At 64.1% G+C, this 13171-nt stretch carries 9 protein-coding genes; 4 read left to right on the plus strand and 5 right to left on the minus strand.

Annotated elements, in window-relative coordinates; genetic code table 11:
• The first annotated feature begins 7 nt into the window (after positions 1 to 7).
• Together GOQ09_RS05635 and xylB are read left to right on the plus strand one after the other, a co-directional pair.
• Positions 8 to 946, plus strand: coding sequence for an AraC family transcriptional regulator (locus GOQ09_RS05635; protein ID WP_207309930.1), 939 nt, complete (start codon positions 8 to 10; stop codon positions 944 to 946).
• Positions 947 to 993: 47 nt separating this feature from the next.
• On the plus strand, positions 994 to 2463 hold the full coding sequence (gene xylB / locus GOQ09_RS05640; RefSeq protein ID WP_157612428.1) for a xylulokinase: 1470 nt from the start codon (positions 994 to 996) through the stop codon (positions 2461 to 2463).
• A 70-nt stretch (positions 2464 to 2533) separates the two neighbouring features.
• Here the strand turns inward: xylB and groL are convergent, their stop codons facing one another.
• The gene (gene groL / locus GOQ09_RS05645) at positions 2534 to 4186 is read right to left on the minus strand and encodes a chaperonin GroEL (protein WP_126745495.1); all 1653 of its coding nucleotides are present in this window, start codon (positions 4184 to 4186) and stop codon (positions 2534 to 2536) included.
• 87 nt (positions 4187 to 4273) lie between these two features.
• Positions 4274 to 4567 carry a co-chaperone GroES gene (locus GOQ09_RS05650; RefSeq protein ID WP_157612430.1) on the minus strand — a complete coding sequence of 98 codons (294 nt, stop codon included), beginning with the start codon at positions 4565 to 4567 and terminating at the stop codon, positions 4274 to 4276.
• A 664-nt stretch (positions 4568 to 5231) separates the two neighbouring features.
• On the opposite strand from GOQ09_RS05650, the gene GOQ09_RS05655 reads away from it, so the two are divergent.
• Complete coding sequence (locus tag GOQ09_RS05655; protein WP_242631010.1) at positions 5232 to 6248, plus strand: LysR family transcriptional regulator; 1017 nt, start codon at positions 5232 to 5234, stop codon at positions 6246 to 6248.
• Between the two features lie 54 nt (positions 6249 to 6302).
• Here the strand turns inward: GOQ09_RS05655 and GOQ09_RS05660 are convergent, their stop codons facing one another.
• From GOQ09_RS05660 to GOQ09_RS05670, 3 genes are all read right to left on the minus strand, one after another.
• Positions 6303 to 7049, minus strand: a complete 747-nt coding sequence (locus GOQ09_RS05660) for a DUF4198 domain-containing protein (protein WP_157612432.1) — start codon at positions 7047 to 7049, stop codon at positions 6303 to 6305.
• Positions 7049 to 9157 carry a TonB-dependent siderophore receptor gene (locus GOQ09_RS05665; protein ID WP_157612434.1) on the minus strand — a complete coding sequence of 703 codons (2109 nt, stop codon included), beginning with the start codon at positions 9155 to 9157 and terminating at the stop codon, positions 7049 to 7051. The genes GOQ09_RS05660 and GOQ09_RS05665 overlap by 1 nt, the downstream gene beginning before the upstream one ends.
• A gap of 112 nt (positions 9158 to 9269) precedes the next feature.
• Complete coding sequence (locus GOQ09_RS05670; protein ID WP_242631012.1) at positions 9270 to 10985, minus strand: phospholipase D family protein; 1716 nt, start codon at positions 10983 to 10985, stop codon at positions 9270 to 9272.
• Positions 10986 to 11047: 62 nt separating this feature from the next.
• Here GOQ09_RS05670 and GOQ09_RS05675 point away from each other — a divergent pair, with 62 nt between their 5' ends.
• Positions 11048 to 13150 (plus strand): TonB-dependent siderophore receptor, encoded by a 2103-nt coding sequence (locus GOQ09_RS05675; RefSeq protein WP_157612436.1) that lies wholly within the window; start codon positions 11048 to 11050, stop codon positions 13148 to 13150.
• The last annotated feature ends 21 nt before the right edge of the window (positions 13151 to 13171 follow it).

A 13171-nucleotide genomic window follows, 5' to 3' on the forward strand; every position in this document is an offset into this window, starting at 1 on the left:
CGTTGCCATGACCACGTCCACCCGCAAACGCGCGATTCCCCGTCAGCGCCACCCCGAGCTGGAGCGCGACATTGCGCGCTCCCCGTCGCTCGGCTACGAGGCCCCCGAAACCGGCCTGGTGCGATGTCTGGCGCACGGCTTTCCGAGCCCGCTGGTGCGATGGCACTTTCATGAAGACTACGAACTTCACCTGATCACGGAGACCTCGGGCAAGGCTTTCGTCGGCGACTGGATCGGGCCGTTCCAGCCGGGGCACTTGGTGCTCTGCGGGCCGAGGCTGCCGCACAACTGGATCTCGCTGGACGTGCCCGAAGGCGGCGCCGAGGGTCGCGACCGGGTGATTCAGTTCCGCCACGAACCCATCGAGAGCGCCGCGGCCGAAATTCCGGAATTGCGCGAGGTGATGCAGCTGCTCGAGCGGGCCCGCCACGGCATCGAGTTCTTCGGCATGTCGCAGCAGGCGCAAACGCATTGGGACAACATCAAGGCCGCGCGCGGCGTGCGCCGGCTCGGGCTGTTCTTCGAGTTCATGGCCGACCTTGCGCAGTGCACCGACTACCGGCTGCTGTCGAGTGTGCAGATGCAGGGGGCCCAAGGCATCGAGGGCGATGCGCAGGTCGACCAGATCAACGACATCGTCAACCGCATCACCGCCAACCTGGCGGAGCCGATCTCCATGTCGGACGTGGCGGCCGAGCTGGGCATGAGCGAGAGCCGCTTCAGCCGCTTCTTCCGGCGCTCCACAGGCAACAGCTTTACCGACTTCGTCAACCGGGTGCGCATCAACAGTGCCTGCCACCTGCTGATGCAGACCGACCACTACGTGACCGACATCTGCTACCAGGTGGGTTTCAACAACGTGGCCAATTTCAACCGGCGGTTTCTCGAAATCAAGGGCATGACGCCCAGCGAATTCAGGCGGCAGGCCGACACGCGGTTCGGCTGACTTCGAGACAACAGCACGCGTCCAAGGCGCAATCAGGGAGCACTATCTTGTATCTGGGACTCGACCTCGGCACGTCCGAGCTCAAGGCACTGCTGCTTGCCGACGATCACCGCATCGTCGGCGTGGCACGCGCAGCACTCACGGTCGAACGGCCGCAACCGCTCTGGTCGGAGCAGGCGCCAAGCCAGTGGTGGCAGGCGCTGGAACAGGTGATGGCCGAGCTGCGCAAGACGCACTCCAAGGCGCTGCGCGCCGTGCGCGGCATCGGCCTGTCGGGCCAGATGCATGGCGCCACGCTGCTCGACGCCGCGGACGAGGTGCTGCGTCCCGCCATTCTCTGGAACGACGGCCGCAGCGGTGCGCAGTGCGAGGCACTCACGCGCGCTGTGCCTCGCCTGGGCGAGATCGCGGGCAACCTGGCGATGCCCGGCTTTACCGCGCCCAAGCTGCTGTGGGTGCGCGAGCACGAGCCTGAAATCTTTGCCCGCGTGGCGCGCGTGCTGCTGCCGAAAGACTGGCTGCGCTTCATGCTCAGCGGCGAGGCCGTCAGCGAAATGTCCGATGCGGCCGGCACGCTGTGGCTGGACGTGGGCGCGCGCGACTGGTCCGACGAACTGCTTGCGGCCACGGGGTTGACGCGCGAGCACATGCCGCGGCTGGTCGAAGGCAGCGAAGTGTCGGCGCAGCTCAAGCCCGAGCTGGCGGCGCGCTGGGGCGTGGGCAGCGGCTCGGTACTCATTGCCGGCGGGGCGGGCGACAACGCCGCCAGCGCGGTTGGCATGGGGCTGGTGGAGCCGGGGCAGGGCTTTGTGTCGCTCGGCACATCGGGCGTGGTGTTCGTCTCGACCGACCGCTTTCTGCCGAACCCCGCGCAGGCGATGCATGCGTTCTGCCATGCGCTGCCCAGGCGCTGGCACCAGATGTCGGTGATGCTCTCGGCCGCGAGCGCGGTGAGCTGGGCTGCCAAGGCATTCAAGTTTGCCGACGAGGCGGCATTGCTCGAAGCGGCAGCATCGGTCGCGCCGGCACAGCGCGCGCGTTGCCCGCTGTTCCTGCCGTACCTTTCAGGCGAGCGCTCGCCGCACAACAACCCGAATGCGCAGGGCGCGCTGTTCGGCCTGACGCATGCGCACGGTCCGGCGGAAATCGCCTATGCCGTGGTCGAGGGCGTGAGCTTCGGGCTGCGCGACGGCTTCGACACCTTGCGCCTGCCGGCCGACATGCCGCTGCGCGAAATGGCACTGGTCGGCGGCGGTGCGCGCAGCGTGTGGTGGGGCCAACTGCTGGCCGACATCTTCCAGGTGCCGCTCACGCTCTATGCGGGCAGCGAGACAGGCGGGGCACTGGGTGCAGCACGGCTTGCGTGGCTGGCTGACGGGGGCAGCGTGGCCGAAGTGTGCACGCTGCCGCCTGTGAAGCAGCAGTTGACGCCTTCGCCCGAAGGAGCCGGCTCGCACAAGACGCGTCATGCACGCTTCCAGGTGCTCTACATGGCGCTACGTGACCAGTTTCGATAAACGTACCGCGCAATAAAAAAGGGCCGCGCAAGCGGCCCTTTCGTTTTGGTGAGCAGAGCTCAGCCGGGCATTACATGCCCATGCCGCCCATGCCACCCATGCCGCCCATGTCGGGCATGCCGCCGCCGGCACCGGCTTCTTCCTTCGGTGCGTCGGCGACCATGGCTTCGGTCGTCAGCAGCAGCGAAGCAACCGATGCTGCGTTCTGCAGCGCGGTGCGGGTGACCTTGGTCGGGTCCAGAATGCCCAGCTCGAGCATGTCGCCGTACGTGTCATTCGCAGCGTTGAAGCCGTAGTTGCCCTTGCCGGCCAACACAGCGTTCACCACCACCGAGGCTTCGCCGCCGGCGTTGTTCACGATTTCGCGCAGGGGCGCTTCGATCGCCTTGAGCACCAGCTTGATGCCGGCGTCCTGGTCGGCGTTGTCGCCCTTCACGCGGTCGCCCACGGCTTGCTTGGCACGCAGCAGAGCCACGCCGCCGCCAGCCACAACGCCTTCTTCCACTGCAGCGCGGGTGGCGTGCAGGGCGTCTTCGACGCGAGCCTTCTTTTCCTTCATTTCGACTTCGGTGGCGGCGCCAACCTTGATCACGGCAACACCGCCGGCCAGCTTGGCCACGCGCTCTTGCAGCTTTTCACGGTCGTAGTCGCTCGTGGCTTCTTCGATCTGCACGCGCACTTGCTTCACGCGGGCTTCGATGTCGGCAGCAGCGCCGGCGCCGTCGATGATGATGGTGTTTTCCTTGCCAACTTCGATGCGCTTGGCTTGGCCCAGGTCGGCCAGCGTCACCTTTTCGAGCGTCAGGCCCACTTCTTCAGCGATGACCTTGCCGCCCGTCAGGATGGCGATGTCTTCCAGCATGGCCTTGCGGCGGTCGCCGAAGCCAGGAGCCTTGACAGCCACGACCTTCAGGATGCCGCGGATCGTGTTCACCACGAGGGTAGCCAGGGCTTCGCCTTCGACTTCTTCGGCAATGATCAGCAGGGGACGGCCGGCCTTGGCAACTTGTTCCAGCGTGGGGAGCAGGTCGCGGATGTTGCTGATCTTCTTGTCGAACAGCAGCACGAAGGGGTTGTCGAGCAGCGCCGATTGCTTCTCGGGGTTGTTGATGAAATAGGGCGACAGGTAGCCGCGGTCGAACTGCATGCCTTCGACGACGTCGAGTTCGCTTTCGAGCGACTTGCCGTCTTCGACAGTGATCACGCCTTCCTTGCCGACCTTGTCCATCGCGTCAGCGATCAGCTTGCCGATGGTTTCGTCGCTGTTGGCCGAGATCGAGCCGACTTGTGCGATTTCCTTCGACGTGGTGGTGGGCTTCGAAGCCTTCTTCAGCTCTTCGACGAGGGCCGTGACGGCCTTGTCGATGCCGCGCTTCAGGTCCATCGGGTTGATGCCGGCGGCCACGTACTTGAAGCCTTCGCGGACGATGGCTTGTGCCAGAACCGTGGCGGTGGTGGTGCCGTCACCAGCGTTGTCGCTGGTCTTCGAGGCCACTTCCTTCACGAGCTGGGCGCCCATGTTCTGGAGCTTGTCCTTGAGTTCGATTTCCTTGGCGACCGACACACCGTCCTTGGTGACGGTGGGGGCGCCGAACGAGCGCTCAAGCACCACGTTGCGGCCCTTGGGGCCCAGGGTCACCTTGACTGCGTTGGCGAGGATGTTGACACCCTCGACCATGCGTGCGCGGGCTTCACCGCCGAAGACTACGTCTTTTGCTGCCATGTTTGTTTACTCCGGAATCAGTTAATCAATTACTTGGGGACAGGGAGCAATCAGCCGCTTCGCGCCTCTGTGTCCTGTCCCGCAAAATCACTTGGCTTCGACGACTGCGAACAGGTCGTCTTCCTTCATGACCAGCAGTTCGTCGCCGCCGACCTTGACGGTCTGGCCGCTGTACTTGCCGAACAGGACGCGGTCGCCGACCTTGACGGTCAGTGCGGTCAGTTCGCCCTTGTCGTTGCGCTTGCCCGGGCCCACGGCCAGGACTTCACCCTGGTCAGGCTTTTCGGCGGCTGCGTCGGGAATGACGATGCCGGAGGCGGTCTTGGTTTCGCTGTCAACACGCTTGACGATCACGCGATCGGCCAAAGGACGAAGTTTCATTGCATCTCCTGGATAAGAAACGGGGTTGTGGTCGGGCACCGGGCGGGGAGACCGGCGGCCCATCGACTGGAAGCGAGGCTTTGTTAGCACTCATCAGCAGCGAGTGCTAATCATAAGGGCAATCGGGGGAGTTTCATGGGCCGGGGACGCAGCCGACGGCACTGCTACTGGGCAACGGCTGATGCGATGTCGAACCTTCGCGCTCGCGGTCTCTGAGACTGAGTAGCTGGTCATAGGCCTGGAGCTGGGAGCGTCTCAAAGACCGTGTGACCGTCCAGCAACACTTTTCCCCTCGGGAAAACCCTATCCGACGTAAATGCAAAAAATTCTCAGAGGTTGTCAGACAACCGATCTAAGATTTACATAACTTTTCATTGGCGGACAGCACCATTTGGGTGCGCAATGATATAGGAGAGGAAACTTCGACCAAATTTGGCCGAAGTTAGATCCATTTTCGATCGGCCTACCAAGTAGTAATGGAGCTTCGCGACTCGTGCGATATGCGTGCCGCATATTGCTCGAGCGGAACGAAGAAGGTGGAGCTAGTTGTCAGCAATCAAGGTGTTTCGGCGTCGAAAGAAAATCCGTTTCATTGGCAGCGTATTTTTTATCGAGTTAACGCACCCGGTCCAGAAAGAGAAGCTGGAATGGGCAAGAGCTCCGCTTGGCTTCGGAAATCATGGATCTATTGATGTCGGATGTACGGCTCTTCGTAAAAGCCGTCGAGATGGGAGGATTGACGCAGGCAGCCGACGCGTTGGGGGTGCCGAAGGCTTCCGCGTCCCGGCAGCTCAAGAGGCTGGAGGTCCTGGTCGGCCATGCGCTGTTGCATCGGGGCGCAGGACGCTTCGGGCTGACCGGTGAAGGACGCATTTTCCTCCCCACCGCCAAAGAGGTGCTTGAGGCCGTGGACCAGGCTCTGGCACAGCTCTCAGACACCAACGAAACGCTGACGGGAAGGCTGCGCATTTCGGTTCCCGGTTATGTCGGCCGGGAACTGCTCTGTTCCCACTTGGCGGGCTTCATGGCTGCGCATCCCCAGCTCAAGCTCACTGTCAACATAAGTGCTGACCGGGTGGATCTGTTTCGCGAAGATGCCGACGTGATGATCCGGGCAGGGCGAGAAGGCTGTGAAGAATTCGTCGCCAGGCGCATCAAAAAGCTGGGCCGCGTCTTGTGCGCTGCGCCGTCGTATCTGGATCGCCATCCTGCAATCAATTCGGTGGACGATCTCGCGGGGCATTCTTTTTTGACGAGCGGGCCGGAACGGCAGGCCATGGAAATGGTCATCCCGGGTCGGCACCAGGAATACATCGTCAAGGCCGCAGGCGTTTTTCGCGCCAACGATCCGGAATTGCTGCAGAGAATTGCCTCCTCGGGCGGCGGCATTGCATTGATTCCCCTTCTTTGTGCCGAAGGTGCGATCCGGAGCGGCGCTTTGGTTTCCGTGCTTCCGTCGCTCGAATTGATGCCCAAGGAACTGAATCTGATGTATCTGCCCGCGCGGCGCAATACGCGAAAAATCAGAACTTTCGTCGATTTCATCTTCGAGGCGCTCGAGCGATCGATCCAGGCTCAAAAGCAGGAAGGGCCGGCTTCCGAAGGCGGCGCGGAAATGTTCAGCGGCGCGAACCCCGGCAAAGCCGAACTTCGGATGGCGACTCAAGTGCCAGACCAATGACGCATCTCAGATGCTGCCATCGAATGTCCAGGTCATTCCGCAGCATCCGCCGGCCTATTCCGGCGCGTGCGCAAGCACGAACGAGAGCGATGCCAGGTGCTCCACCTTGTCGGTCTTCGCAGGATCTTCCGGCGGCGTCGCTAGCACGGCGGTGATGACGTTCAGCCCCTGGTTGCGCACCTTGATGACCACGTTGCCGTCGGCGCCGCTTTCGATGGGCTTGGCGTCGGGATCGTTGACGAAGTCACCCAGCACCAGGGCGCCCGCGACGGGCCTGCCCTTGTAGAGCACGCGCAGGCGCAGGTCTTGGCCGAGCTTTTCCGGCAGCGTGGCATCGACCGGGACGATCTGCAGCGTGTGCCCAGGCAGCGCCGGCAGAGCACCGGGCAGCGGGCTGCGCAGATGCACCGCGTATTTGAGGTTGTGGCCGCTGGTGAGCGCGCCCGGAACTTCGTCCTTGCCCTTCTTGAGCCATTTGCCTTCCGGCGTCTTGCTCCAGGTGCCGTTGTCGAGCACGGCCGCGACGATGGCGGGTTTCTCCTTGGTGTCCACCACCAGCAGGCGCCCGCTCACTTCCAGCGCCGTTGCCACGGGCTTTGCGGATGCGTCGTAGGCGGTGACGGCGGTGATCAGCGGCTGCCGCTTGACCGTGTCCAGATCGTCGGCGCCTTCGCCGTAGATCAGCGCGAGTTCGCCCGAGCGCTGGGCAAACCAGATGCCGTGCGCCTGCGCGCCGGCCGCGCAAAGTACGGCCGCCGCCGCGAGGGTGGCCAGGGCGGCGATTCGGTGCAGTTTGTTCATCAGAGGTCCAGTTTCAGGCTGGCGACGACGCTGCGTTTCGCGCCTGGAATCACGTACAGATTGCCCCACGACGCGGTGTAGAAGTTCTTGTTGAAGAGGTTGTGCACGTCGATCGACACGCGCGCGGTCTTGTTGATTTGCCAGTAGCTCACCAGCTTGACGGTGGTGTAGCCCGGCAGGGCGTAGGTGTCGGCGTTGTTGCCCGAGCGGTTACCGACGTAGTTGATGCCGGCGCCCACGCCATAGCGGCTGCCATCGGCCAGCGCATCTTCGCGAATGGCGAACAGGCCGGCGCTCGTCTTCGGAATGTTCGTGATGCGTGTGCCGGCCGCGAGCGTGGCGTCTTTGGAGATGCGGGCGTCGACATAGGCGAAATTTCCGCTCACCCGCCAGTTCTTGTCGATCTGGCCATAGACGTCGGCTTCGAAGCCGCTGCTTTTGACTTCGCCGGCAGCCACGGAAAAGCCGGGCGTGTCGCTTGCCGTCAGCACGTTCGTCTTCTTGATGTCGAACACGGCCAGGTTCGCGCCCAAGCGCTGGTCCCGCGTCTGCAGCTTCACGCCGGCCTCGAGCGCGGTGGAGCGCTGCGGATCGAAGGCCTGGCCGTTCTTGTCGGTGCCGCTGTTGCCGCGAAACGACTTGCCGGCCGAGACGTACCAGGAACTCCAGTCGTTCGGCAGGTAGGTGAGGCCTGCGCGCGGCGAAACGGCTTCGTGCTTCTGGGCGCTGTTGCGGTTTGCGACGCGGTCCTCGATGCTCTGCCTGTACTGGTCGTAGCGTGCGCCCACCAGCAACTTCCACTGCGGCGAAAGGCTGATCTGGTCCTGCACGAAAACGGCGCTCGCGCGCTGGCGCTCGTCCGAACTGGAGGTGAGCGACGTAAGCGGCGGCTGGGGCCTTCCATACACCGGCTGATAGATATCGATCGGGTAGTTCCCGGAGCGAAGAATCTCGGTGTTCATCCATAGCCTGGAGGCTTCCACGCCGATCAGGAGCGTGTGCCCCAAGGTGCCGGTCGCGAACTTGCCTTCCAGTTCCGCCTGGAACGAGGTGTCGCGCGACGGCAGCTGGCGCCAGGTCGCGCGGCGGTTCAGCGTCCGGTCGTCATTGGCCAGCGATGTCGCTTCGGTGTAGTTGCCGGAAAAGGTGCTTTCTTTGTAGCTCGCACCCATGCGCGCGCGCCAGTTGTCCGACAACTGGCGATCCAGCGTGAGTTGATGCGTATTGCTGGTGAGCGTCATGTTGCCGTCGCCGGGCTCGTTGAGCACCCGGTCGCGCGGCAGGGTGCCCAGCACGCCGCGCACGTTGATCAGCCCGCGGTCCAGCGGCGTCTTCGAACGCAGGAATTCGGACTCGTAATTGAGAACCGTCTTGTCGTCGATCACCCACGTCAGCGCCGGCGCCACCAGGGTGCGCCGGTTGCTCAGCAGGTCGCTGCGGCTGTCGCCTTCTTCCACCGCCATGTTCAGTCGGTAGGCCACGCTGCGGCTCAATGCGCCGGTGCTGTCCAGCGTGCTGCGGCGCAGGCCCTGGCTGCCAATGCTGAAGTCGGCCGTGTTGCGGCGCGTGAACTCCGGCTTCTTGGTGACGATGTTGATGGTGCCGCCGGGCTCGCTGCTGCCGTAGACGGCCGAGGCCGGGCCCTTGAGGAATTCGAAGCGCTCGACAGTGGCGGTGTCGCGCGGCGGGTTGTAGCCGCGCGAGCCGGGAAACCCGTTGACCAGAAACCCCATGTCGGTGCTGCTGAACCCGCGAATACCGAAGTTGTCCCAGGTGCCGCCGAAGTCATTGAGGCGCGTGATCCCGCTCACAAACTCCACCGTGTCGGCCAGGCGCCTTGCACCCATGTCTTCGATCAACTGGCTGGAGACGATGCGTACCGATTGCGGCACCTCCCGCAGCGGCGTGCTGGTGCGCGTGGCGCCGCTGCTGGTCGTGGGGTTGTAGCCGCCGGATTCCGGTTCGGCCACGACATGCACTTCGGGCAGCGATGTGCTCGCGGGGTTGGACGGTCCGGCGGCTGTGCCTTGCGCTGTCGAGAGTGAGGATATAGAAGCGAGGGGGAGCAAGGCGAAGGCGATGCGTGACGACCGGGTGCGGAATCCCATTGAGAACTTTGTGGTGCGTTTAAGTGGAGTTTGTTGAGAATAACTCTCATTCTCCATTGTAGATGCCGCCGATGGCCGCGCTTGGCCCCTTGGCGGCCTTTGCGGCGGCGAGCTACAGCTGGTCCGTCGGCACGAGCCAGGAGAACAGCAGCAGCTGCAGCCGCGTCAGCAGGCTGGAGTCCGGCTCGCTGTCGAGCACCTCGTTGTCCACGTCTCCGGTGCCGATCCACTGCACGTTCTTGCCGTCGGGCATGAGCACTACGCGGTAGACGCCTTCGATGTCGTCCAGCTGATAGGCGTACAGCAGCGCCTGGCTCAACTCGAAGCTGCGCACGCGAACGCCGAACTCGGTGTTCAGCCGCGCCGAGCGGGGGTCGAGGTTCATCGAGCCGAGCAGCACCCATTCCCGGTCGACCAGGGCCAGTTTGGCGTGAAGGCGGCCGCGCGCTTTCTTGAGCAGCGTGCGGAACTGGCGGTTGCGCTTGAGCTGCTGGGTGCTGACCTCGTACAGGTTCACGCCCAGCTTCAGCATGTCGACCCGGTAGCGGTTGTAGTTGATGTTCACCAGCGGTTCGTCGCTGTCGGCCAGCGAATTGGTGATGACGCTCATGCGCACGCCGCGCGCGCGGCCTTCCCGGATGCGCGCCATGCCGTCCTCGCCCGGAATGAAATAGGGCGAGATCACCACCACGTCCGAGCGTGCGCTCGCGGTCATTTCATGGAACCGCGCCGCGAGCGATTCGGCCGGCGACGCAAGAGTACCCAGTGCCTTGTTGGGGCTGTCCGCCGCGGCATGGGCCTCGGCGCGCATCCACTTCACCCGGCCGATGTCGGCAAGCTGCGCGCCGAGCGGCGCGTCGCCCAGCAGGTCGGTGCCGGCGAGGGGAGAGAGCGGCGGCGCATAGATGGGCGAGGTGCCGGCTTCGAACGCCGCCTTCAATATCTCCGGGCTGTCGGTGGCGCCGGCGATCCGGTGGAGCGGGTAGACCACGTCGCTGTTCCAGTAGGTGTCGAAGATGCGAGCCGCCTCCGGAACCACAGGCCCGGCCATGATCAATTCGAAATCGATGAAGTTGGCGCCCTCGCTGCGCAGAAAATACTCGTCGGCCAAGTTGCGCCCGCCGGCAATCGCCATGGCGCCGTCCGCCACGAAGAGCTTGTTGTGCATGCGGTGGTTGAGCCGGCGAAAGTCGGCGAAGAATTCGATCCACCGCGTGCCCGAGTGGTCGCGGGCATTCACGAAGGGGTTGAACAGGCGGACCTCGGCGTTGGGCTCCGCGGCAAGGCCGAGCAGCAGGCGGTCCATGCCGGCCGTATAGAAGTCGTCGAGCAGCAGGCGCACCCGCACGCCGCGCCGCGCGGCATCGCGCAGTTCGCGCAACAGCAGCCGGCCGGTCTTGTCGTTGCCGAGCTGGTAGGTCTGCACGTCCAGCGAGGCCTGCGCCTGCCGCATCAGCTCGAACCGGGCGTCAAGTGCAAAAGAGGCCTCGACCAGCGGGCGGATGCTGGAGAGCCCGTCCTGCTGCGCCGCGCTCAGATCTGCAGCAGCCCGGCCGAGCGTGGTGGCGGGGGAGGCCGCGATCGACAGCGTCGACGGCTCGGGTGCGCGAGGGGGAAGACCGGCACAGCCCGCCAGAACGAGCGCGAGTCCGGAGCCGATCAGCCACAGAGCCGGACCGCGCAGGGCGGAAAACGAGAGTGCAATGAGCTTGAGCATGAGACCGGCCATCGCACGGGACGTGCGGGCGGGATCGTAGCCGCTTTGGTTGCCGCCACGCCGGCCGTCGATGACGTAACGCCCCTCGCTGCTCCCGGGAAATTGAAACAAATGAGTCTTTATAACTATTAGAATGCGAATCGTTCTTAATAATGTTTCGGAGTGGAGCAGGAATGGCGAGGTTGATGGCGGGGCGCAAAGTCGCATCGGTACTGGCAGGATGCATGGCAATTTATGTGCATCAGCAGGTTTTGGCCCAGGCCCCGGCGCCCGGTGCGTTGCCGGAAATCAGGGTGGATGCAAGTGCAGATGCCGAAACCGCGACTTCGCCGGTGATCGGCTATCGCGCGAGAAACGCCGCGACCGCCACCAAGACCGACACGCCCCTTTCCGAAACACCCCAGTCCGTGACCGTGGTCACGCGCGACCAGATGGTGGACCAGGGCGCGGGCAATCTCCAGGACGCGCTCAACTACGCAGCCGGCGTGCGCTCCGACGCCTATGGCCTCGACTCGCGGACCGACTCGGTGCGCATCCGGGGCGCCACTCCCGACATTTACCTCGACGGCCTGCGCCAGTCCTACGGCTACTACACCAGCACCACGCGCACCGAGCCCTACACGCTGGAGCGGCTCGAAGTGCTGCGCGGCCCGTCGGGCATGCTGTTCGGCGCTGGCACCGCCGCGGGCGTGGTCAACATGGTGAGCAAGCGGCCGCTGCAAGAGGCGCAGCGCGAAGTGGGCGTGCAGTTCGGCAGCTTCGGCCGCAAGCAGATCCAGGCCGACCTGACCGGTCCGCTGAATGCGGACGGCTCGCTGTCTTACCGATTGATCGCGTTGCAGCGCAAGTCGGACACGCAGGTCGACTACGTGCCCGACGACCGCAGCGTCATTGCACCGTCGTTGACATGGCGGCCCAGCGCGGCAACCTCGCTCACGCTGCAGGGCCTGTATCAAAAGGACAAGAGCGGCAGCAGCTCTCAGTTCCTCCCTTGGGCGGGCACGTTGCTGCCGAACCCGAATGGGCGCATTCCCACCAGCCGCTTCATCGGCGAGCCGGGCTTCGACTACTACGACAGCGAGCGCAAGACCTTCGGCTGGCAGTTCGAACACAAGTTCAACGAGAACTGGACCCTGCGGCAGAACTTCCGCTATGCGCAAAACGAAAACGACAACCGCTACCACTACGGCGCAGCCTTCAGCGGAGCCGAAAGCTGGGATGCGACGGACCCGATCTTCAGGCGTGTGCTGGGCCGCTACTACGACAGCTACCTGACGCGCAACCGCACGCAGACGCTCGACAACCACGTGGAAGGGCACTTCCAGACCGGCGCGCTCAAGCACACGCTGCTCGTGGGCGCGGACTTCGCGCGCCAGCGCGAAAACGTCTGGGGCGGCACCACGTACGACACCATCGATGCCTATGCGCCTGTGTATGGCCACGTGGACATACCTGTACGCGATGCGCGGCCGCGCACCCGCCAGCGCCAGAACGGCTTCTATCTGCAGGACCAAATCAAGCTCGACAACTGGATCTTCGTGGCGGGCCTGCGCCACGACAAGGCCGTTTCGAGCGCCGAGGGCAGCGACGCCGAGAAGAGCAGCGCAACCACCAAGCGCTTCGGCGTGATGTACGCCATGCCTTCGGGCTGGTCTCCGTACCTGAGCTACAGCGAATCGTTCACGCCGCAGTCGCCGCGGAACGGGCAGATCTTCTCGCCTCTGCGCGGTGAGCAGTGGGAAGCCGGCGTGAAGTACGAGCCGAAGGACCGCGCACTTGCGTTCAGCGCGGCGGTGTACGACCTGCGCGAGAAGAACCAGATCACTTCGCCATCTCCCAACGTGTACACGCAGGTCGGCAAGACCAAGACCCAGGGCCTCGAACTCGAAGCCAAGGGGTCGATCGGCTCCAACCTCGACCTGATCGCGCACTACAACTACACCGACGCGGACGAACTGATCGAGGGCCTGCCCAAGCACCAGGCGAGCGTTTGGGCCAAGTACCGCTTCTCGATCGGCGGGCTCAGCGGGTTCTCGGCTGGCGCGGGTGTGCGCATGATGAGCTCGTTCCGCGACCTGCAGTCCGGCGTGGGCCCGCGGGTGCCGGGCGTGACGTTGCTCGATGCGGTCTTTGCTTACGAAAATGCCAACTGGCGCTATGCGCTCAACATCAACAACCTGACGGACAAGGTCTACTTCAGCACCTGCCTTTCGCGTGGTGACTGCTGGTACGGCTCGCGCCGCAGCGTGGTGGCAAGCGCAACCTACCGCTTTTGATAATTCTCTTTCGATGGGAGC

Source organism: Variovorax paradoxus (assembly GCF_009755665.1).
GTDB classification, from domain to species: Bacteria; Pseudomonadota; Gammaproteobacteria; order Burkholderiales; family Burkholderiaceae_C; genus Variovorax; species Variovorax paradoxus_G.